Origin of the sequence: Streptomyces sp. B1I3, assembly GCF_030816615.1 — a bacterium.
In the GTDB taxonomy this organism is placed as follows: domain Bacteria; phylum Actinomycetota; class Actinomycetes; order Streptomycetales; family Streptomycetaceae; genus Streptomyces.
Genome location: NZ_JAUSYD010000001.1, coordinates 6,819,677 through 6,839,799, shown reverse-complemented (window position 1 = coordinate 6,839,799; position 20,123 = coordinate 6,819,677). Strand labels below are relative to the sequence as shown.

The 20,123-nt window shown below is 73.2% G+C and carries 17 protein-coding genes and 1 pseudogene; 10 read left to right on the top strand and 8 right to left on the bottom strand.

Annotation, left to right across the window (positions count from 1 at the left end):
* Positions 1 to 34: 34 nt before the first annotated feature.
* The 3 genes from QFZ58_RS31110 to QFZ58_RS31100 all read left to right on the top strand — a co-directional run bounded on the left by QFZ58_RS31110 (position 35) and on the right by QFZ58_RS31100 (position 4,928).
* The gene (locus QFZ58_RS31110) at positions 35 to 1,492 is read left to right on the top strand and encodes a PLP-dependent aminotransferase family protein (protein WP_373428616.1); all 1,458 of its coding nucleotides are present in this window, start codon (positions 35 to 37) and stop codon (positions 1,490 to 1,492) included.
* A 134-nt stretch (positions 1,493 to 1,626) separates the two neighbouring features.
* On the top strand, positions 1,627 to 3,231 hold the full coding sequence (locus QFZ58_RS31105; protein WP_307128192.1) for an alkaline phosphatase: 1,605 nt from the start codon (positions 1,627 to 1,629) through the stop codon (positions 3,229 to 3,231).
* 272 nt (positions 3,232 to 3,503) lie between these two features.
* A complete protein-coding gene (locus QFZ58_RS31100; protein WP_307129056.1) occupies positions 3,504 to 4,928 on the top strand; it encodes a GNAT family N-acetyltransferase in 1,425 nt (474 codons plus the stop codon).
* On the opposite strand, the gene QFZ58_RS31095 is transcribed toward QFZ58_RS31100, so the two are convergent.
* Positions 4,828 to 6,078 (bottom strand): PLP-dependent aspartate aminotransferase family protein, encoded by a 1,251-nt coding sequence (locus tag QFZ58_RS31095; RefSeq protein WP_307128191.1) that lies wholly within the window; start codon positions 6,076 to 6,078, stop codon positions 4,828 to 4,830. The two genes, QFZ58_RS31100 and QFZ58_RS31095, sit on opposite strands and share 101 nt — an antisense overlap.
* 59 nt (positions 6,079 to 6,137) lie before the next feature.
* Between QFZ58_RS31095 and QFZ58_RS31090 the strand changes: the two genes are divergently transcribed.
* From QFZ58_RS31090 to QFZ58_RS31080, 3 genes are all read left to right on the top strand, one after another.
* Positions 6,138 to 6,665 (top strand): Lrp/AsnC family transcriptional regulator, encoded by a 528-nt coding sequence (locus QFZ58_RS31090; RefSeq protein ID WP_307128190.1) that lies wholly within the window; start codon positions 6,138 to 6,140, stop codon positions 6,663 to 6,665.
* Between the two features lie 150 nt (positions 6,666 to 6,815).
* Positions 6,816 to 8,501: a DUF885 domain-containing protein gene (locus QFZ58_RS31085; RefSeq protein WP_307128189.1), complete on the top strand. Its 1,686-nt coding sequence runs from the start codon at positions 6,816 to 6,818 to the stop codon at positions 8,499 to 8,501.
* A 108-nt stretch (positions 8,502 to 8,609) separates the two neighbouring features.
* Positions 8,610 to 9,482: an ATP-grasp domain-containing protein gene (locus tag QFZ58_RS31080; protein ID WP_307128188.1), complete on the top strand. Its 873-nt coding sequence runs from the start codon at positions 8,610 to 8,612 to the stop codon at positions 9,480 to 9,482.
* A 25-nt stretch (positions 9,483 to 9,507) separates the two neighbouring features.
* Here QFZ58_RS31080 and QFZ58_RS31075 read toward each other — a convergent pair.
* The 4 genes and pseudogenes from QFZ58_RS31075 to QFZ58_RS31060 form a co-directional block, all read right to left on the bottom strand.
* Positions 9,508 to 9,861: pseudogene (locus tag QFZ58_RS31075) on the bottom strand (rhodanese-like domain-containing protein); the annotation flags it as partial.
* 1 nt (position 9,862) lies between these two features.
* A complete protein-coding gene (locus QFZ58_RS31070) occupies positions 9,863 to 13,006 on the bottom strand; it encodes an SMC family ATPase (RefSeq protein ID WP_307128187.1) in 3,144 nt (1,047 codons plus the stop codon).
* Positions 13,003 to 14,169, bottom strand: a complete 1,167-nt coding sequence (locus tag QFZ58_RS31065; RefSeq protein WP_307128186.1) for an exonuclease SbcCD subunit D — start codon at positions 14,167 to 14,169, stop codon at positions 13,003 to 13,005. Before QFZ58_RS31065 ends, QFZ58_RS31070 begins: the two co-directional genes overlap by 4 nt.
* Before the next feature lie 133 nt (positions 14,170 to 14,302).
* Positions 14,303 to 14,938, bottom strand: a complete 636-nt coding sequence (locus tag QFZ58_RS31060) for a YigZ family protein (RefSeq protein WP_307128185.1) — start codon at positions 14,936 to 14,938, stop codon at positions 14,303 to 14,305.
* A 115-nt stretch (positions 14,939 to 15,053) separates the two neighbouring features.
* Between QFZ58_RS31060 and QFZ58_RS31055 the strand changes: the two genes are divergently transcribed.
* Entirely contained in the window at positions 15,054 to 15,470 is a 417-nt protein-coding gene (locus QFZ58_RS31055; RefSeq protein ID WP_307128184.1) for a CoA-binding protein, read from the top strand.
* A 37-nt stretch (positions 15,471 to 15,507) separates the two neighbouring features.
* Positions 15,508 to 16,320, top strand: a complete 813-nt coding sequence (locus QFZ58_RS31050) for an aminoglycoside N(3)-acetyltransferase (RefSeq protein WP_307128183.1) — start codon at positions 15,508 to 15,510, stop codon at positions 16,318 to 16,320.
* A gap of 5 nt (positions 16,321 to 16,325) precedes the next feature.
* On the opposite strand, the gene QFZ58_RS31045 is transcribed toward QFZ58_RS31050, so the two are convergent.
* Positions 16,326 to 16,880 (bottom strand): YbaK/EbsC family protein, encoded by a 555-nt coding sequence (locus tag QFZ58_RS31045; RefSeq protein ID WP_307128182.1) that lies wholly within the window; start codon positions 16,878 to 16,880, stop codon positions 16,326 to 16,328.
* 31 nt (positions 16,881 to 16,911) lie between these two features.
* Positions 16,912 to 17,496, bottom strand: coding sequence for a helix-turn-helix domain-containing protein (locus QFZ58_RS31040; protein ID WP_307128181.1), 585 nt, complete (start codon positions 17,494 to 17,496; stop codon positions 16,912 to 16,914).
* 93 nt (positions 17,497 to 17,589) lie between these two features.
* Between QFZ58_RS31040 and QFZ58_RS31035 the strand changes: the two genes are divergently transcribed.
* Positions 17,590 to 18,456 (top strand): EamA family transporter, encoded by an 867-nt coding sequence (locus QFZ58_RS31035; RefSeq protein ID WP_307128180.1) that lies wholly within the window; start codon positions 17,590 to 17,592, stop codon positions 18,454 to 18,456.
* Positions 18,457 to 18,568: 112 nt separating this feature from the next.
* Here the strand turns inward: QFZ58_RS31035 and QFZ58_RS31030 are convergent, their stop codons facing one another.
* Complete coding sequence (locus tag QFZ58_RS31030; RefSeq protein ID WP_307129055.1) at positions 18,569 to 19,366, bottom strand: acyltransferase; 798 nt, start codon at positions 19,364 to 19,366, stop codon at positions 18,569 to 18,571.
* 176 nt (positions 19,367 to 19,542) lie between these two features.
* Here QFZ58_RS31030 and QFZ58_RS31025 point away from each other — a divergent pair, with 176 nt between their 5' ends.
* The gene (locus tag QFZ58_RS31025) at positions 19,543 to 20,073 is read left to right on the top strand and encodes a gamma carbonic anhydrase family protein (RefSeq protein ID WP_307128179.1); all 531 of its coding nucleotides are present in this window, start codon (positions 19,543 to 19,545) and stop codon (positions 20,071 to 20,073) included.
* Positions 20,074 to 20,123 lie beyond the last annotated feature (50 nt).

Genomic DNA, 20,123 nt, shown 5'->3' with positions numbered 1-20,123 from the left:
GGCAGGTGCGTGGACCGGATTAAGGTCCACTTCCATGACCTCTTCGGGGACCAATCCACCGCACGCCGGGAATGAGGACGCGCACCGCCCGCCCGTCTCCGCAGCCTGGGAGCTGCTCCTGCCCTCCGTCTCCGTCCCGGCGCGTCAGCGTGGGCGGGCACTGCAGTCCGCGCTGCGTGACGCGGTGCGCTCGGGCCGGTTGCGGGCGGGGACCCGTCTTCCGGCCAGCCGCGAGCTCGCCGCCGACCTGGGGGTCTCGCGCGGCCTGGTGACCGAGGCGTACGAGCAGCTGACGGCGGAGAGCTACCTGCGCTCCGGCCGCGGTTCGGGCACCTGGGTCAGCGGTGCCGTGCGGCCCGCCGCCCAGGGGGCGCGAGACCTCGCACCCCGCGCGCCCGGCGCGCGGGTGGACTTCCGGCCCGGCACCCCGGACCTCTCCCTCTTCCCGCGGAGCGCCTGGTCGGCCACCCAGCGTGCGGTCCTGGACCGGCTTCCGCACAGCTCACTCGGCTACCCGGATCCACGCGGTCTGCCGGAGCTCCGCGAAGCGCTGGCCGCTCTGCTGGCCAGGCGACGCGGGGTGGTCGCCGATCCGGAGCGCCTGGTGGTGTGTTCGGGCGTGGCGCAGGCGACGACGCTGCTCGGCTTCGTCCTACGGGGTCGTGGTGGTTCGGTGGTCGGCGTGGAGGACCCCGGCAGCCCCGAACACGCGTCGCTCTTCGCCTCCACGGGACTGACGACGACGCCACTGCCGCTCGACGACGAGGGGCTGGCCGTCGCGCCGCTGCTGCGCTCCGGCGCGTGCGCCGCGGTCACGACCCCCGCACATCAGTTCCCCACCGGTATCGCCTACTCCGCCGAGCGGCGCGGAGCGCTGCTCGACTGGGCCCGCAGCACCTCGGGTGTGATCCTGGAGGACGACTACGACGGCGACTTCCGCTACGACAGGGCCCCGGTCGGAGCGCTGCAGGGGCTGGACCCGGAGCACGTCGTGTACACCGGGTCGGTCAGCAAGTCACTCGCCCCCGGTCTGCGGCTGGGCTGGCTGGTCGCCCCGGCGTCGATGACGGACGACCTCGTCGCGCGCAAGCGCACGATGGACCTCGGCAACCCCTCCATCGATCAGGCCGTGCTCGCGGACTTCGTCGCCCGGGGCGCGTACGACCGCCAGTTGCGGCGGTGCCAGCGCGCCTACCGGGAGCGCCGGGACGCCATGACGGCGGCGCTCACCGAGCACTTCCCCGGGGCGGAGGTCAGCGGCATCGCGGCGGGCCTGCACATCATCGCCCGCCTGCCGGGACGGTTCGGTCCCCGGCCGGACTTCCTGCGCAAGGCTGCCGGGGCCGGGATCGCGTTGCGCCCGCTGAGCGACTACGGATCGGCCGGCCCCGAGGACGACACGATCCCGCTGGTCCTCGGCTACGCGCATCTCACCCCGGCCGTCATCCGGCAGGGCCTCGCACTGCTGTCCGCGGCTGTCACTGCGGGCTGAGGGCGCGGCCCCGCTGTTCACCCGGGGTTGGCGTGCCGGCCGCCGGAGGGGACTAGGCATGTACCGGCAACCAGCACCGACTGCCCCGCCGTTCCGGCGGCCCGCCAGTTCTGTCGCCTCTGGAGGCGTACCCGATGTCACACGGACCTCGTACACCGGTCCCCGGCCGCCGCACCGTACTGCGTGGCTCACTCCTCGTCCCGGCCGCGGCCGCTCTCCCCGCCGCTCTCACCGCGGCGCCCGCTTTCGCACTCTCGGGCCGACCGAGCGCGGACTGGGGCGTCCAGGTGGGCGACGTGACGGCGTCGTCCGCGCTGGTATGGGTGCGCTCTGACCGTCCGGCCCGGATGCTGGTCGAGACGTCCGCGACCGAGTCCTTCCGGCGGGCCCGCACATGGCACGGCCCCCTCATCGGCGCCGGCACGGACTTCACCGGGACGACACCGCTGTACGGCCTGCCGGCCGGCGAGCAGGTGCACTACCGCGTGACGCTCGCCGACCCGCACGACCCGCGCCGCACCGGCAGGCCGGTGTACGGAACCTTCCGTACCGCCCCCGCCAGGCGCCGGGACGGGGTGCGCTTCCTGTGGTCCGGCGACATCGCGGGCCAGGGCTGGGGCATCAACCCCGACATCGGCGGTTACCGGGTGTACGACGAGATGCGGCGGCGCGACCCGGACTTCTTCCTGTGCAGCGGCGACAACATCTACGCGGACGGCGTGCTCGAGCCCAGCGTGACGCTGCCCGACGGGCGGACCTGGCGGAACATCACGACCCCCGAGAAGTCCAAGGTCGCCGAATCCCTCGACGAGTACCGCGGGAACTTCCGGTACAACCTTCTCGACGGCAACCTGCGGGCCTTCAACGCACAGGTGCCCTCGGTCATCCAGTGGGACGACCACGAGGTGCGCAACAACTGGTACCCGGGGCAGATCCTCGACGACGACCGCTACGCCGAGAAGGATGTGGACGTCCTTGCCGGACGATCGATGCGGGCGTTCCGTGAGTACTTCCCCGTCTCGGGGCTGTCGGCCCCGCGCCCCCCGCTGTCGCCGGGCTCCTCACGGCTCGGACGCATGCACCGCGTCGTGCGCCACGGCCCGCTGCTCGATGTGTTCGTCCTGGACATGCGGTCGTTCCGCAACGCCAACTCCCCCGGCAGGCAGGCCGACGACACGACGGGCATCCTCGGCGCCGAGCAGCTGAACTGGCTCAAGCGCGAACTGTCGCGGTCGCGTGCGGTGTGGAAGGTGATCGCCGCCGACATGCCCCTGGGACTGGTCGTTCCGGACGGTGCCATGGATTTCGAGGCTGTCGCCCAGGGGGACCCGGGAGCGCCGCTGGGCCGGGAGCTGCAGATCGCCGAGCTGCTGCGGCACATCAAGCACCGGCGGATCACCGGCACCGTCTGGCTGACGGCCGACGTGCACCACACCTCCGCTCAGCACTACGCGCCGGAGCGGGCGGCCTTCAAGGACTTCGCACCGTTCTGGGAGTTCGTGTCCGGGCCTCTGGCCGCGGGCGGCTTTCCGGCCAACGCGCTCGACGGCACCTTCGGCCCCGAGCGGGTCTTCGTCCGGGCGCCCGACCGCGCGAACGTCTCACCGATGGAGTCGCCGCAGTTCTTCGGCGAGGTCGACATCGACGGCGGCAGCGGGGAGTTGACGGTCCGGCTGCGGGCGCAGGGTGGCACGGTCCTGTTCAGCAAGGTGCTGCAGCCGGGTCGCACGGGCCAGTGAGCCGGGACGTGGGTCGTGATTGTCCCCCAGGACGGCGGGAGGACCGCGGCCAGGCCGATGCCTTCTCTCGGTGTACGCCGCCGACGACGGCCCCCCGCTGGTGCGGCAGGCCGCTGTGCCGGCCGCGTCCCCGGCAGGGGCCCGGGACGCCGGACCCCTTCCGGGGACGCGCGAAAGGCGCCGGAAGGCGACCGGATCGACGCGTAACCCATCAGTCACAACGCGTTCGTGATCAGGCAACACCGTTCGGTCACAGTGGGGCCATGACTGATGTGACATCCGCGAAGAGCACCCGCCGTCCGCACCACTGGCGGCGGGATCTGATCGAACTCGCCGCCCTCTTCACGGCGGTTGCCGTGGCAGACGCGATCGCCAACCTGATCGGCCACCAGCCCGACGGCCCGTACCTGCTCATGGCCTCGGCGGCGGCCCTGGTCGCCACGACGGCGTTCCACACGTGGTGGGCACGGCGGCACAGCCACGCCCCGCCCCCGGCCGCCGGTACGGGCACCGGGTGGGATCCGGGGCCCGCCGGCGCGGACGCGCACTCCGAGGCCGGAGAGCCGGCCGAGACGGTGCTGTGGCGGATGCGGACCACGGTGCGGGACACCCCCGGGGCCCTGGCCGCCCTCTGCATCGCTCTCGCCCGGCACCGGATCGACATCCTCACCCTGCAGACCCACCCGCTCGCCCAGGGGACGGTGGACGAATTCCTGCTGCGGGCGCCCGCGGCGCTGCCGGCCCAGCAGCTCACCCGGGAGATCTCCGCAGCCGGCGGCTCCTCCACCTGGATCGAGCGGGCGGACGCGCACGACCTGGTGGACACGCCCACCCGGGTGCTGGGCCTGGCCACCCGCACGGCCCTGGACGCGGCCGAGCTGCCACTTGCGTTGCGTCAGCTCCTCGGCCGCTGCACCATCCACTCGCTGCCTGCCCTGTCGATCACCGGCCGTGCCACGGGAGAGAGTGCACCCGTGGAAGGTGTCCTGGAGGAGACCGTGATGCGGCTGCGCGACCCCTCGGGCGGGGTCATCACCGTGGAGCGCCCGTACCTCCCCTTCACGCCGACCGAATTCGCCCGCGCGCGTGCCCTGGTCGAGCTCGACGCGCGACTCGGCCCGCGGGTGCCGCGCAGTGAGCACGTCCTCACCCTCCCCGAGGGCAACGAGATCACCGTGCGGCGCGCGGACCGCAGCGACCTCGCCGCAGCCCGCGCGATGCACGACCGCTGCTCGGAGCAGACCCTCGGTCTGCGGTACCACGGCCCGGTCGGTGACGCCGACCGCTACCTGGACCACCTGCTGAGCCCCCGCTTCGGCCGCACGCTGGCCGTGCAGACGGCCTCCGGCAGGCTGGTGGGGCTCGGCCACCTGCTGTGGGACGGCGACGAGACGGAGGTCGCCCTCCTCGTCGAGGACGACTGGCAGCGCCGCGGCATCGGTTCCGAACTCCTCGGCCGGCTGGTGGCCCTGGCCGTCGAGGCCGGCTGCGAGAGCGTGTACGCCGTCACCCAGGCCCGCAACACGGGAATGGTCGCGGCCATGCGCGCGCTCTCGCTGCCGCTCGACTACCAGATCGAGGAGGGCACCCTGGTCATCACCGCCAGGCTGGCCGCGTCGCCCGTCCCGGCTCCCTCTCCCGCACGGCCGCTTTCCCCTCACGAGCCGGCGGAACAGGCCCCTCGGCTCCCTCGCTGAGCGCCTGACAGAGGTCGGCCCAGAGATCCTCCACGTCCTCGAGACCGACCGACATGCGCAGCAGACGGTCCCCGACGCCCGCGGCCTGCCGGTCTCCCTCGTCCACGATGCGGTGGCTGATGGAGGCCGGATGCTGGATCAGCGTGTCGACGCTGCCGAGGCTGACGGCCGGAGTGATGAGCCGGACCCCCGCGATCACCCGGTGCGGATCGCCGTACACCTCGAAGGACACCATCGCCCCGCCCAGTTCCGGATAGTGCACCCGGGCGACGCGGGGGTCGGCCGAGAGCCTGCGGGCGAGTTCGGCCGCGCCCGCCGACGCGGCGCGGACGCGCACCGGCAGCGTGGACAGGCCACGCAGCAGCAGGTAGCCGGCCAGCGGATGCAGGACACCACCGGTGGCGAACCGTATCTGCCTCAGCGTCGCCGCGAACTCCTCGTCGCAGGCGACGGCACCGCCCATCACGTCACCGTGACCGCCGAGGTACTTCGTGGCGCTGTGCAGCACGATCCGGGCACCGTGTTCGACCGGCCGCTGCAGTACGGGCGTGGCGAAGGTGTTGTCGACGAGCAGGGGCACGGAGCCGCAGGAGTGGGCCACGGCCCGGATGTCGATCTCGGCGAGCGTCGGATTGGCGGGCGTCTCCACCATCACCAGACCCGTGTCCGGGCGGATCGCCTCGGCGATCCCCGCCGGGTCCGTCCAGGTGACCTCGGTGCCGAGCAGCCCCGCGCTCAGCAGATGGTCGCTGCAGCCGTACAGGGGGCGCACCGCCACGACGTGGCGCAGGCCCACACTCGCACGGGCCAGCAGTACGGCGGTCAGCGCCGCCATTCCGCTGGCGAACGCGACGGCGCTCGCGGCACCCTCCAGCCGGGCCAGTGCCGTTTCGAAGCGTGCCGTCGTCGGGTTGTCCAGACGGGCGTAGACAGGCGGTCCGTCCGGCCTCGCTCCGGTGGAGGCGAACGCGTCGATGCGCTCCGCCTCGCCGCGGGAGTCGTACGACGGGTAGGTGGTGGACAGATCGATCGGCGCGGCGTGCAGACCGAGAGAGGCGAGATCGTCGCGTCCGGCGTGCACGGCTTCGGTGGCGAGCGCCCTGGACCGGAGGGGGGCCGAGGATGTCAGCGAGGAGGCTTCGGTGTCCATGTCACTACTTTGAACAAGAACCGGCCATTGGGGGGCGTAGCCCGTGCTACGTTCGACAGATGTCCGAATCTGTCGCTCTGGACCCGGTGGATCTCCACATTCTGCGACTCCTGCAAAACGATGCACGGACGACGTACCGGGAGCTCGCCGCCGAGGTGGGGGTGGCTCCGTCGACCTGTCTGGACCGGGTGGCCCGGCTGCGCCGCGCCGGGGTGATCCTGGGGCACCAACTGCGGCTGGACCCGGCGCGGCTCGGCCGTGGCCTGGAGGCGTTGCTCCTCGTCCAGGTCCGTCCGCACCGCCGGGAACTCATCGGTCCGTTCGTCGAACGGATCCGGGCGCTTCCGGAGTCCCGCGCGCTCTTCCACCTCACCGGTCCGGACGACTACCTGGTCCACGTGGCCGTCGCCGGCACGGCGGATCTGCAACGGCTGGTGCTGGACGAGTTCACCTCGCGCCGCGAGGTGGCACGGGTGGAGACCCGGCTGATCTTCCAGCAGTGGGAGTGCGGCCCCCTGCTGCCGCCGGCAGGGGATGCGCAGGGCCCGGCGGGGGCGCCCTCACAGCCCGACGCCTCGGCATCGTAGAGAACCCCGCGGGCGGCGCGGGACCCTCCGTCGCCGCAAGGGTCCTCCTGCGCTCTTTCCTGCAGGAGCCCCGATACGCCGAAGGAATCTTCCCGGGCCTCATTTCCATACCCGTGACGCAGAGGCCTCCGCCGTACGAGGAATGTCTTCATGTCAGATACACCGAGCAGCGCGCTGCCGCGCCAGGTCGCCGACGCCTACGTCGACGCGTTCATCGAACTCGACCCGATCACCGGTACGTACCTCGGTGTCGCAGAAAGCTCTCGCCGGCTGCCCGATTTCTCGCCCGCCGGCCAGGCCGCCATGGCCGGGCTCATCCGGAGCACCCTGACGGAGCTCGATGCGGCCGAGCGGGTCCCCGGCGCCGAGGCCGAGGCGGAGCGGCGCTGCGCCCGGCTGCTGCGGGAGCGGCTGACGGCCGAACTCGCCATCCTCGACTCGGAGGAGGGCCTGCGGGCCGTCTCCAACATCCACTCACCGGTGCACAGCCTCCGTGAGGTGTTCACCTCCACCCCGACCGCCACCGACGAGGACTGGGCGGACGTCGTGGCACGCCTGCGGGCGGTCCCCGGCGCGCTGGAGGGGTACCGTGCCTCGCTGGCGCTCGGCCTGGAGCGCAAGCTGTACGCGGGCCCGCGTCCCACCGCCACCTTCATCGGACAGCTGGGCGCCTGGGCCGGGGAAGACGGCCCCGGGTTCTTCCAGGACATCGTCTCCCAGGGACCGGACGCGCTGCGGGCGGAGCTGGACGAGGCCGCCGGTCAGGCCGCCGGGGGGCTCATCGCTCTGCGCGACTGGATGCGCGAGGTGTACGCCCCCGCGATCGAGGGCGCTCCCGACACCGTGGGCCGTGAGCGCTACGCCCGCTGGGCGCGCTCGTTCAACGGCACGGACCTGGATCTGGACGAGGCGTACGCGTACGGCTGGTCCGAGTACCACCGTCTGCTGGCCGAGATGAAGACGGAGGCAGGCAAGATCCTCCCGGGCGCGGGGCCCTGGGAGGCACTCGCCCACCTCGACGTGCACGGCAAGCACATCGAGGGCGTGGAGGAGGTCAGGGCCTGGCTGCAGGGCCTCATGGACGAGGCGATCGAGGCCCTGGACGGCACGCATTTCGAGCTCGCCGAGCGGGTACGCAAGGTGGAGTCCCGGATCGCCCCTGCGGGAGGGGCCGCCGCCCCGTACTACACCGGCCCGTCCGAGGACTTCTCGCGCCCCGGCCGCACCTGGCTGCCCACCATGGGTGAGACCCGTTTCCCGGTGTACGACCTGGTGTCCACCTGGTACCACGAGGGCGTGCCGGGCCACCACCTGCAGATCGCGCAGTGGACGCACGTCGCCGAGAGCCTTTCGCGGTACCAGGCGTCGATCGGCCAGGTCAGCGCGAACGCCGAGGGCTGGGCGCTGTACGCGGAGCGCCTGATGGACGAGTTGGGCTTCCTGCCCGACGCCGAGCGCCGGCTCGGCTATCTGGACGCCCAGATGATGCGGGCCTGCCGGGTGATCGTGGACATCGGCATGCACCTGGAGCTGGAGATCCCCGCAGACTCGCCGTTCCACCCGGGTGAGCGGTGGACACCGGACCTGGCCCAGGAGTTCTTCGGCAGCCACAGCGGCCGCCCGGCCGATTTCGTGGAGAGCGAGCTGACCCGCTACCTGTCGATGCCCGGGCAAGCCATCGGGTACAAGCTGGGCGAGCGGGCCTGGCTGCTGGGACGCGAGAACGCCCGCAAGGCGCACGGCGACGCGTTCGACCTCAAGGCCTGGCACATGGCAGCCCTCTCGCAGGGGTCGCTCGGGCTGGACGACCTGGTGGAGGAACTGTCCCGGCTCTGATCACGGGGTGGCGGGTCCGGTCGGGTGCGCGGGCCCGGGCCGGGCCCGCCTGCCCGTCAGCCCGCCCCTTCTTCCCGCGTCCCCGACGGATCGAGGAACGAGTCCCTCATGGTGCCGCCCGCCTTCCTGTTCTGCCGCGACCCTCTGCACCCGGGTCGCCCGGACCCCGCGTTCGCCCATGAGGCCGTCGCGGCGCGCGAGGCCGGCGCCCAGGTCACCCTGGTCGATCACGACGCGCTGCTCTCCGGGGACGTGGACGAGGCCCTGGGCCGGGCCGGACGGCGGGACCCGGGGCCGTACTGGTACCGGGGCTGGATGATCCCGGCAGGCCGTTACGAGGACCTGGAGCAGGCGCTCGCCGCACGTGGGTGCTCCCTCCTCACGAGTACCGCCGCCTACCGCACCGCCCACGAACTCCCGGGCTGGTACGACACGTTCGAGTCCCTGACTCCGCGCAGCGTCTGGTGCGCGCTGCCGGCCGGCGCCACCCTGCCCGAAGCCGCCGCCTGGTCCCGGCTCGCCGGGCGGCTGGGCCCCGGGCCCGGCATCGTGAAGGACTTCGTGAAGTCCCGCAAGCACGAGTGGCTGGAGGCGTGCTTCGTCCCGGAGCTGTCCGACACGGGGCAGCTCGCCTCCGTCGTCGGCCGGTTCGTCGGACTGCAGGGCGAGTACCTGGCCGGTGGCGTGGGGCTGCGTGCCTACGAGCCGTTCGTGGCGGGCGGTGAGGCTCGCGTGTGGTGGGTGGACGGATCACCGGTACTGGTGACCGCCCACCCGGACACGCCCGGCCGGGTCGGAACACCCGCGCTCGACGCCGTCGGCGAGGCCGTGCGCCGTCTCGGCTGCCGTTGGGTGACGACCGACCTGGCCCTGCGCGAGGACGGCGTGTGGCGGGTGGTGGAGGTGGGGGACGGTCAGGTCAGCGGGCTGCCCGCCGGTGAGAGCGGCGCAAGCCTGTTCACCGCCCTCCTGGGCGCCTGAGCCGCGCAGCGCGCCGTCTTCCGGCTCAGCAGCCGCAGTCCTCGGCGTCGACCGGAGCCGTGAGCTGGTCGGCCGTGCGCCGCTCCTGCCCCTCCGCGGTCTCGAAGGTGACCCCCTCCCGCACCCGGTACTCGTAGCCGCCGAGCATCTCCTTGACCTGGTAGCCGGGCTCGGCGAGGGCGAGCGCGGCACGGGTGGCGCCGTTGCAGCCCGGCCCCCAGCAGTACGTGACCACCGGGACGGCCGGGTCGAGCAGACCGGCCGCCTGCTCGGTGACGAGGGCCGTCGGCAGGTGAACGGCTCCCGGCAGGTGACCCTGGTCCCAGGCAGCGGCCGACCGCGAGTCCAGGACGACGAAGCCGGAATCACCGCCGGCGGAATCAGGCGTTAGGTGTGCCGGCAGCCCGGTGGCGGACCGTCGATCCGTGCCTCTCCTTCACCACTTCGAGCTGCGTCGGGATCCGGCGGCGCAGGTCGGCCACGTGGCTGACGATCCCGACGCTGCGGTCCCGTTCCCGCAGCGAGTCCAGGACGTCGAGCACCTCGTCCAGGGTCTGGTCGTCCAGGCTGCCGAAGCCCTCGTCGATGAAGAGCGTGTCCAGCCGTACGCCGCCGGCCTCGTCGGTCACGACGTCGGCGAGGCCGAGCGCCAGGGCCAGTGAGGCGAAGAAGGTCTCTCCGCCGGACAGGGTGGCGGTGTCACGCTCCCGGCCCGTCCACGCGTCGACGACGTGCAGGCCGAGGCCTGCCCTGCGGCCTCCGCTGCGCGCGTCGGAGTGGACCAGGGTGTAGCGGCCCGACGACATCCGCCGAAGACGCGCCGTCGCCGCGGCGGCGACCTGTTCGAGTCGGGCCGCGAGTACGTACGCCTCCAGCCGCATCCTGCGCTCGTTGTCGGCCGAGGTGCCCGCGGCCAGCCCGGCGAGGCGGGCCACCCGGCCGTACTCCAGGCGCAGCGGCCCCAGTGCGCGCACCTCGTCAGCAGCGCGCGCCGAGAGCCGGTCGAGCTGCGCACAGCGCTCCTGCGCGGCGGCGAGTGCGGCCGCACTGTCGCGCAGCAGCCGCGCCGACACGTCGTACGCCGCCTGCGCGGCATCCGGGCTCGCGGCCGGGCGGCCGGCTGCGGACCGCGCGTCCTCCTCGGCGAGCCGGTCGGCGACGGCCGCGGCCTCCGCCTGCCAGGCGTCGATCCGGTGCTGCAGTTCCCGCTGGGCGGTGTCGCTCAGGAGTTTCGCCGCTGCGGCCTGCGGGGTGTCGAATCCGGCCCGGAAGGCGGCGTCGGCGAGGCGCCCGTCCGCTTCCTTGCGCCGCTCGGCGGCTCGCTGTTCCGCCCGGAGCGCTTCCGTCGCGCCGGCGAGCAGCGCGACCTGCCGCTCGAGCACGGCCGCGTGCGCGGCGACGGAGCCCGCGGAGCCGCGGGTGTGCAGCAGTTCGGCTTCCAGTGCGGACCGTTCGCGTTCGAGAGCTTCCCGTTGCGAGGTGCGGGCAGCGGCACGCCGCTCGGCCTGCTGCCGGTCGTCGAGCCTTCCGAGATACTCACGCTCGGCCGCGGCGAGCGCCTCCCTGGCCGCGTGCATCCCGGAGGCCAGGCGATGCGCGTCCGCGTGCTCCCGCGTCAGCGCGGCGACGACCGTCTCGAGAGCGGCCACCGGGGCGTCGGCCCCCGGGTGGCCGGAGGCCTGCCCGACGGGTCCTTCCGGGAGCGGCACGTCCGCCCCGGCGGAGGATCGCTCACCGTCAAAAGCCTGGTCCCCGCCGGAGGACCGGGTCCCGTCGGAGGCGTCCCCGGCGCCCGCCGCCTCCGTCCGCGCCGCGGCGAGGCGTTCGCGGAGGCGCTCGAGTTCGCGCTCGGCTTCCGCCCTGGCCCGGTCGGCGCGCCGGTGGTCCTCGAGAGCGGCTTCCTCAGTCGCCCGGTCCACATGGCCGTCGCCCGCACGGGCCGGCTCCGGATGGTCGGCCGACCCGCACACCGCGCAGGCCACGCCGTCGACCAGCTGGGCGGCCAGCTCCGCCGCGATGCCCCGAAGCCGCTGCTCGCGCAGCCCCAGCCAGGTCTCGTGTGCCGTCACGGCACGCTCACGAGCCGCTGTCAGGCCGGCCCCGGCCCTCTCCTCCTGCACGGCGAGGGCGTCGCGCCGGCGTGCCGCCTCCAGCCTCCGGCGCGCGGGGCCGAGCCTTCCCGCCAGCTGTTCCGTGCGGGTAGCGGCCTCCTGGGCCGTCTGGACGCGCCCACTCAGTTCCCGACGGGTGGTGTCCCACCCGGCCAGCCAGTCCGCCGCCTCCTGGATCAGTTCGTCGTCGGCGCGGGACTGCCGTTCGAGGCCCGCGAGTTCGGCATCGATCTCACCGCTGCGCCGTTCGGCGCGGCGGGCGGCGTCGAGTGCGCCGAGCTCCGCCCTGAGCCGGCGCTCCGTGCCGGCCAGCTGCTCGGCTCCCGCGTCGGCCAGGGCGTGGGGCAGTTCGGCACGTGTGCGCTCCCGGGCCGCGCCGGCGACGCGATGGGCCCGCTCGGCCTCGTCGCGCAGTTCGAGCGCGGGGGCGACCAGGTCCGCCTTGCGCGCACGTGCCAGCTGTTCGAGGCAGCGGTCGTGCTCCGGCCGGCGTTCCTCGAGTGCCGCGGAGCGGCGGCGCGTCTCCTCGTACCGCTGCTGGAGCCGGGCGAGCTCGCGCTCCGACTCGAGCGCGGCGCGGGCGGCGGCGTTCCGGCTCTCCGCCCGGGACAGGACCGACCGGGCGATGTCGAGCCGTTCACGGGCCCCGCTGCGTGCGATCGCGGCCCATTCCAGTACGCCTTCGGCGAGACCGGGCTCGCCGGGTCCGGTCTCGGGCAGTGCGGCTTCGTCCGCCGCGGGCCCGGCCGCCTGGGCGATCCGCTGGGCGAGGGCGAGGACCTGTTCGTCGCCTGACCGGACCTTGGCCTCGGCGGCGCGTCGCAGCTCGGCCAGTCGCTCCTCCACGGCGGCGAACCGGCGGGTGTCGAAGAGCCTGCCGAGCAGCTTGCCGCGCGCCTCCGCGTCCGCGCGCAGGAAGCGGGCGAAGTCGCCCTGGGGCAGCAGTACCACCTGGCAGAACTGGTCCCGGCTCATTCCGATGAGCCCGCCGATCTCCTCACCGATCTCCTGGTGGGAGCGGCTGAGTGCCTGCCATCCCCTGTCGGGGTCGTATTCGCGCAGCCCGCTCTGCGCCTTCTCCGTGGTGAAACCGCCACCCCTGCGCTTGGGACGGAGCTGGGCGGGTGATCTGGTGACCTCCAGCCGGCGCCCGCCGACGGTCAGCTCCAGGCGGACCTCGGTCGGGAGGTCCACCGGCGCGTGGTCGCTGCGCAGTGAGGTGCCGGGGCTCTGCCGGGCGCCGGGCACCGCTCCGTACAGCGCGTAGCAGACCGCGTCCAGGATCGAGGTCTTCCCCGCGCCCGTCGGCCCGTGCAGCAGGAAGATGCCTGCCGACGACAGCGCGTCGAAGTCGATCACCTGAGTGGTGCCGAAGGGGCCGAAGGCGGTGAGGCCGAGCTTGTGGAGTCTCAACGCGGCACCTCGTTCACGACGTCGTTCACCCGTACGTCGTCGAGAACGGTCCTCAGCACCGCACGCTCCGGCCCGGTGGGTCCGTTGCCGCCCCGTACGTGCGCCACGAAGTCCTCCGCGATCTGCTGGTCGTCGCGCCCTTCGAGCCGCTGCGCGTAGGAGGCGAGCGGATCCTCGGGCGGCCGCTCCGGTTCGAGGACGAGGCTGAGTGTGTGCGGGAAGCGCTCCAGGAGGCGGGCCATCGGCTCGTCCGGGCGTACCGGGTCGGTGAGCGTGGCCTCCACCCAGGACGTCTCGTGCCGTTCGAGCGCCGGATCGCCGAGCAGCGTGTCCAGACGCCCCCGGAGGCGGGCCAGCGGGCGCGGCACCGGGCAGTCGACGCGTTCGGCGGTGATCTCCCCGTCGGCGCCGAGGTCCGTCAGCCACATCGTCTTGCGGTGGGCGTGCTCGGAGAAGGAGTACGCGAGCGGCGAGCCCGAGTAGCGGACGCGCTCCGTGACGGTCTGGCAGCCGTGCAGGTGTCCGAGGGCGACGTAGTCGACGCCGCCGAAGACACCGGCCGGGACGGCCGCGACACCGCCGACGGTGATGTCGCGCTCGCTGTCACTGGGTTCACCACCCGCGACGAACGCGTGCGCGAGGACGACGGACCGGGTGGTGTCCGGGCGGGTGGCCAGGTCGGCGCGCACCCGGTCCATGGCGGCCGTGAGGACGGCTTCGTGGCTCGCCTTCGTGGCGCCGAGCGTGTCGCGCACGAGGGCGGGTTCCAGGTAGGGCAGCCCGTAGAACGCCACGTCGCCGTGCGCGTCGGCCAGCACGACGGGGACGGCGCACTCGCGGGGGTCGGTGCGCAGGTGGATGCCTGCCCGGGCGATCAGACCCGCACCCACGCCGAGCCTGCGGGCCGAGTCGTGGTTGCCGGAGATCATGATCGTGGGCACGCCGACGGCGGCCAGCCGGTGCAGCGCGTCGTCGAAGATCTGCACGGCGGAGAGCGGTGGTACCGCCCGGTCGTAGACGTCGCCCGCCACGACGACCACGTCGACCTCCCGCTCCTGTACGGTCCGCACGAGGTGGTCGAGCAGGGTGGCCTGGGCGTCGAGCATCGGGACGCGGTGGAACGACCGGCCCAGGTGCCAGTCCGAGGTGTGCAGGATCCTCATGCCATCACTCCGACCGCTCCGACCCGCATGTTCCGTCTCCTCGTCCCCCGGGGCCGCGCCGGCCCGGACCCCGCCCGCGCGCGTTTCCCCGCGGCGGGCCCGACCACGCTAATGCCGCGTGGTCCGTGACCTGTCATCCGGGTCGGACGTCGCCGTACGCTTCGCCGCCCAGTTCGAGCGTGGCGGATCCGGCCGTGACATCGGCCAGCCAGGCCGTGAAGCCTTCGACGTCGGCGTCCGGCAGCCCGACGCCGATGGTCACCGCCTCCGCGTACCGGACGTCGTGCACGCCACGGCCGGTGGCGCGCAGGTCGTTCTCCAGCTTGCCCGCCCGCTGGTGGTCGACGGTGACGGTGGCGAGCCGGTACCGCCGCCGGGTGACCGTGCCCAGCGCGTCCAGCGCCTCTCCCACCGCTCCCCCGTAGGCCCGGATCAGCCCGCCGGCGCCGAGCTTCACGCCGCCGTAGTAGCGGGTGACGACGGCGGCGGCGTAGCGCACCTCGCGGCGCATGAGCATCTGGAGCATGGGGACACCCGCGGTGCCGCCGGGCTCCCCGTCGTCACTGGCCTTCTGCACCGAGGCGTCGGCGCCGATCACGTACGCAAAGCAGTTGTGCGTGGCGGTGGGGTGCTCCTTGCGCACGCGGGCGACGAACTCCTGCGCTTCCTCCTCCGTGGCGGCGGGGGCGAGCGCGCAGAGGAAGCGCGACCGGTTCACCTCGGTCTCGTGCACGCCCGTGCGGGCGACGGTCCGGTACTGCTCCTGCATCAGCCCACCCTATGCGCCCGTTCGCCGAGGCCGTTAACTCTCCCGGGTCGACGATCCACCGGGCCGTTCACCCGTTCGTGGGGAATGGCCGGGCGGGACCGTCCGTTGTCCGGGCATGTACGCAGACGATGAGACGGTCCGCAGGATCCTTCAGGACTCGGGCGACACCTGGGCGGTGGTCGGCCTGTCCTCCAACCGTTCCCGGGCGGCCTACGGGGTGGCCGAGGTCCTCCAGCGTTTCGGCAAGAGGGTGGTTCCGGTCCATCCCGGGGCCGAGAGTGTCCACGGCGAGCAGGGATACGCGTCGCTGGCGGACATCCCCTTCCCCGTCGACGTGGTGGACGTCTTCGTCAACAGCGCCCTGGCCGGCGCGGTCGCCGACGAGGCGGTTGCCGCAGGCGCGAAAGCGGTCTGGTTCCAGCTCGGGGTGATCGACGAGAAGGCGTACGAGCGCACCCGCTCGGCCGGTCTGGACATGGTGATGGACCGCTGCCCCGCGATCGAGATACCCCGCCTGAGCCGCCGGGCCTGAGGAGGCGTGGTGCCACGCCCGGCCTCCGGCGGGAACAATGCGTGCCGTGACACAGCATCCCGACGGCGGTGACCGGGTAGCGGCTCAGCTTCACGGGCTCGGCGTGGAGCGGGGAGGCGTCCTGCTGGTGCATGCCTCCATGCGTTCCGCGGGAGAGGACGCCGAGGCGATGGCGCACGCCCTGCGACGGTCGCTGGGTCCGCAGGGAACCCTGGTCGTCCCCTCCTTCACGCCGGAGAATTCGGACACGTCACCCTTCTACCTGAGCCGCGTCCGAGGGCTGGGCGCAGAGGCGCGCGCGGCCCTGCGGGCAGCGATGCCGCCCTTCGACCGGGCCACCACTCCCGCGTCGCCCTCCATGGGGCGGCTCGCCGAGACGGTCAGGCTGGCCCCGGAAGCGGTCCGCAGCGGGCATCCGCAGACGTCGTTCGCCGCGGTGGGACCGGCGGCGGCGACGCTGCTCGCACGGCACCGCCCGGACTGTCACCTCGGCGAGGACTCCCCCCTCGCCCGCCTGTACGAGGCCGACGCCCAGGTCCTGCTGCTGGGGACGGGCTTCGCCACCTGCAGCGCCTTCCACCTCGCCGAGTACCGCCTTCCGGCGGCGCCCCGCCGTCTCTACCGCTGCGTGATCGCACCGGACGGCGGACGCCGATGGTGGGAGTACGAGGACGTCGAGCTGGACGACAGCGACTTCGCGGCCCTGGGCGGCGACTTCGAGCGGGCGGATGTGACCGGGGCCGTGCGGAGGGGCCGGGTGGGGGCGGCACCATGCCGCCTCTTCCCCCTCCGCGCGGCCGTGGACTTCGCCACCGGCTGGCTGGTGGAGCACCGCGTCCGGGCGCGGTGAGTGGCTCAGACGCCCAGGCCCTCGACCAGCACCGCTGCCGGCAGTGCGGCCAGCGCCTTGCCGGGGACGATCAGCTTGCCGCGGCGGCGGCCGCTGCCGATCAGCACCCACTCCCGGTCGACCACGGCGGGGTCGAGCAGGAGGGGCCAGGCCGCGGGGAGGCCGACCGGGGTGATTCCCCCGTACTCCATGCCCGTCTCCCCCACCGCCAGGTCCATCGACGCGAAGGACGCCTTACGTGCTCCGAGGTGTTTGCGCACCACGCCGTTGACGTCGACGCGCGAGCTGGAGAGGACCACGCACGCGGCGAGCATGACCTCCCCGCCCCGCTTCCCTGCCACGACCACGCAGTTGGCCGACTCGTCCAGCAGTTCCCGGCCGTAGTGCTCGGCGAAGACGGCGGTGTCGGCGATGGCCGGGTCGGTGTCGATGTAGACGATCTGCTCGGCGGGGACGCCGCCCCAGCCCGCCGCCACCGCTTCCGCCACGGGCGGGGTGAGCAGGTCGAGCCGGTCGGTCGCGGGGGAGGCGTCGTCGAACGTGCCCAGGGGTGCGCGCATACCGGTCACGCTAACAGTCCCCGCGGGGTGGTCACTTGGCCTGTCCGCGTACCGGCGGGATGGAGACCGCCATGGTCAGCTCGACGGGCTCGGCACCGTCGTTGCGGTAGCTGTGGGGTACATGCGCCTCGAAGGTCGCCGAGGTGCCGGCCGACACCGCGTGCGCCTCGCCGTCGACGACCAGGGTCAGTTCGCCCGCGGTGACGTGCAGGAGTTCGACCGTCCCCTCGGGATGCGGGTCGGAGGCGCTGCTGTCGCCGGGCATCAGGTGCCAGGCCCAGAGCTCGATGGGCCCCCTGGCCTCCGTGCCCACCAGGAGCGTGGTGGAGCTGCCCGCCTCCGTGGACCACATGCGCACGGCCTGGCTCTCGGGTACGAGGCGCACCTGCGAGCCCTGCTCGTAGTCGAGGAGCGTGGTGATGCTGACGCCCAGCGCGTCGGCGAGCTTCACGGTGGTGCCGACGCTCGGATTCGTGCGTGCCTGCTCGATCTGGATGATCATCCCCCGGCTGACTCCGGCGCGGGCGGCGAGGGCGTCCAGAGTGAAGCCGCGCTCGCCCCTCCAGCGCTTGAGATTCCGCGCGAGCGACTGCGTGAGCTGATCGAGGTCAGACACATTCCGTCCAATATTCTGGATGACAGGGTCGAAAATACTGCACTACGGTGTGGTGCACCGAACCGACGACCGCACTGTACTGCGAGGCATGTGATGACAGCACTGTTCGCCCTGGCCACGAGCCTTCTGTGGGGCCTGGCCGATTTCGGCGGCGGGCTGCTCACCCGGCGTACGCCCGCACTGACCGTGGTGGTGGTGTCCCAGTGCATCGCCGCCGTGGTCCTCGGCTGCGTCGTCGTGGCGACGGGCGGCTGGAGCGAGGCCGGGGGCAGGCTCTGGTTCGCGGTCGCGGCCGGCGCGGTGGGCCCGGTCGCGATGCTGAGCTTCTACAAGGCGCTGGCCCTGGGCCCGATGGGCGTGGTCTCCCCACTCGGATCGCTCGGGGTGGCCGTCCCCGTCGCGGCCGGTCTGACCATGGGCGAACACCCGGGACCGCTGCAGCTCGCCGGGGTGGGCGTGGCCGTGGCGGGGGTCGTCCTGGCCGGCGGACCGCAGCTCCGAGGAGCCCCGGTGCAGCGTCGCGCGGTCGTGCTGACACTCGTCGCCGCGTTCGGTTTCGGCGCGGTGATGGCACTGATCGCGGAGGCGTCCACCACCGTGACCGGCCTGTTCCTGGCGCTCTTCGTCCAGCGCGTCACGAACATCGCCGTCGGAGGCACGGCCTTGTACGTCTCGGTGCGCCGTGGAGGCCGCGCCCTCCCCGAGGAGGGCGGCCGGGCGGTCGTCGTGGGCGCGCTGCCCGCCCTCGCCTTCGTCGGCCTCGCCGATGTCGCGGCCAACGGCACGTACTCCGTCGCCGCCCAGCACGGCCCGGTCACCGTGGCCGCCGTGCTGGCCTCGCTGTACCCGGTGGTCACGGCACTGGCGGCACGCGGCCTGCTGGGCGAGCGGCTGCGGGGCGTCCAGGCGGCCGGAGCCGGCCTCGCCCTGCTCGGGACGGTTCTCCTGGCGACGGGTTAGCGACGGGTCGGGGCCTTCGCCCGCGGGCCGGCCCCGCGCGGTCCGCGGGAGGAGGCCGATGCCGTGTCCGCACCCCCGCCAGCCGCGTAACCAACCTCCCGGGACAACACACCTAGCCGTTCCCCCGGCGCACCGGCACCCCGTCGGCGTCCGCGGGCCGGGCACCCGGTCCCGTGTCCTCCAGCAGATCCGCCACGGCCTGCAGTTGCTCGGACGTGACCCCCTCGGGGATCGGTACCGGCGCGGGCGTCCGCAACGGCGGCTGCCAGCCGTTGTCGGGGTCCCAGCGCCTGACGACGCGGGCGGGTGCCCCGGCGACCACCGCGTGGTCCGGGACCTCCCCGCGTACGACGGCGCCCGCCGCGACCACGACGTTGCGGCCGAGCCTGGCACCCGGGAGGATGACCGCGCCCGTGCCGATCCAGCAGCCCGGGCCGATGACGACCGGCTCCATGCGCGGCCACTGCCTGCCGACCGGCTCGTCGGGATTGTCGTAACTGTGGTTGGTCGACGTGATGTAGACGTACGGGCCGCAGTACGTGTCCGATCCGATCGACACGGTGGTGTCGGCGACGACGTGGCTGCCGCGGCCCAGCACCACGCCGTTGCCGAGCGTCAGCACGGTCTGCGGGCCCAGGTCCAGATCGGGCATCAGCCCGGCGGTGAGCGTCACCTGTTCGGCGATGATGCAGTGGTCACCGAGCTCGATCCACCGCTCGCCGAACACGGTGCCCTGCGGGAAGGCGAGCCGCGTGCCCGGTCCGATGCGGCCGAACCGCAGTTTCCCCGGACGCTGCGCGGTGACCGCTCCGGTCTCCTGCAGCCAGGCCCAGCCCCGGTGGACCGCACCGGCCAGGACACGACGACGCCAGCGCGCCAGGGAGGAGACCGTGTCTCCGTTCTTCGGCACCCGCTCACGGTTCTTCGCCACGCGCTCACGGTAGTCGGCCGGGGCGGCGCCGGTCCGCCCACCACCTGTGATGTTCACCCCACCCCGCAAGGGCGGTGGGACCGTCCATTACGGTTCCTCTGGCGCGACCGGCGCGCGAGCGCGACCGCACCACACCCGCGGCGGAGGAGCAGGCGATGGCAGAAAAGGCGTTGGTCACCGGCATCGGCGGCAAGGAGCCGCACATCGACCCGGACGCCTTCGTGGCGCCGACGTCCGTTCTCGTCGGCGAGGTCTCGCTGGCCCCCGGCTCCAGCGTCTGGTACCAGGCGGTACTGCGCGCCGACTGCGGCCCGATCTCGCTCGGCCCGGACAGCAACATCCAGGACAACTGCAGCGTGCACACCGACCCCGGGTTCCCGCTGACCGTGGGCGCCCGGGTCTCCGTCGGCCACAACGCCGTCCTGCACGGCTGTGTCATCGAGGACGACGTACTGGTCGGCATGGGCGCCACGGTGCTGAACGGGGCCCACATCGGTGCGGGTTCACTGGTCGCCGCACAGGCCCTCGTACCGCAGGGGATGCGGGTGCCCCCGGGCTCGCTCGTCGCCGGTGTACCCGCCAAGGTCAAGCGGCAGCTGACCGCCGAGGAGCGCGAGGGCATCGCCTTCAACGCGGCCGGCTATGTGGAGCTGGCGAAAGCGCACCGGCAGGCACACGAGGGCTGACCTCGCGCACATGCTCGTCGCGGGCCCGGTCCCGCGGCGCCGGGCGAACC

Bases quoted from the DNA above. Each gene is read 5' to 3' on its own strand.
- QFZ58_RS31050 (WP_307128183.1), top strand. From the start codon at position 15,508: ATGCGTGCCGTGACACAGCATCCCGACGGCGGTGACCGGGTAGCGGCT.
- QFZ58_RS31060 (WP_307128185.1), bottom strand. From the start codon at position 14,938: ATGCAGGAGCAGTACCGGACCGTCGCCCGCACGGGCGTGCACGAGACC.
- QFZ58_RS31085 (WP_307128189.1), top strand. From the start codon at position 6,816: ATGTCAGATACACCGAGCAGCGCGCTGCCGCGCCAGGTCGCCGACGCC.
- QFZ58_RS31035 (WP_307128180.1), top strand. From the start codon at position 17,590: ATGACAGCACTGTTCGCCCTGGCCACGAGCCTTCTGTGGGGCCTGGCC.
- QFZ58_RS31080 (WP_307128188.1), top strand. From the start codon at position 8,610: ATGGTGCCGCCCGCCTTCCTGTTCTGCCGCGACCCTCTGCACCCGGGT.
- QFZ58_RS31025 (WP_307128179.1), top strand. From the start codon at position 19,543: ATGGCAGAAAAGGCGTTGGTCACCGGCATCGGCGGCAAGGAGCCGCAC.
- QFZ58_RS31095 (WP_307128191.1), bottom strand. From the start codon at position 6,078: ATGGACACCGAAGCCTCCTCGCTGACATCCTCGGCCCCCCTCCGGTCC.
- QFZ58_RS31105 (WP_307128192.1), top strand. From the start codon at position 1,627: ATGTCACACGGACCTCGTACACCGGTCCCCGGCCGCCGCACCGTACTG.
- QFZ58_RS31090 (WP_307128190.1), top strand. From the start codon at position 6,138: ATGTCCGAATCTGTCGCTCTGGACCCGGTGGATCTCCACATTCTGCGA.
- QFZ58_RS31065 (WP_307128186.1), bottom strand. From the start codon at position 14,169: ATGAGGATCCTGCACACCTCGGACTGGCACCTGGGCCGGTCGTTCCAC.
- QFZ58_RS31055 (WP_307128184.1), top strand. From the start codon at position 15,054: ATGTACGCAGACGATGAGACGGTCCGCAGGATCCTTCAGGACTCGGGC.
- QFZ58_RS31110 (WP_373428616.1), top strand. From the start codon at position 35: ATGACCTCTTCGGGGACCAATCCACCGCACGCCGGGAATGAGGACGCG.
- QFZ58_RS31045 (WP_307128182.1), bottom strand. From the start codon at position 16,880: ATGCGCGCACCCCTGGGCACGTTCGACGACGCCTCCCCCGCGACCGAC.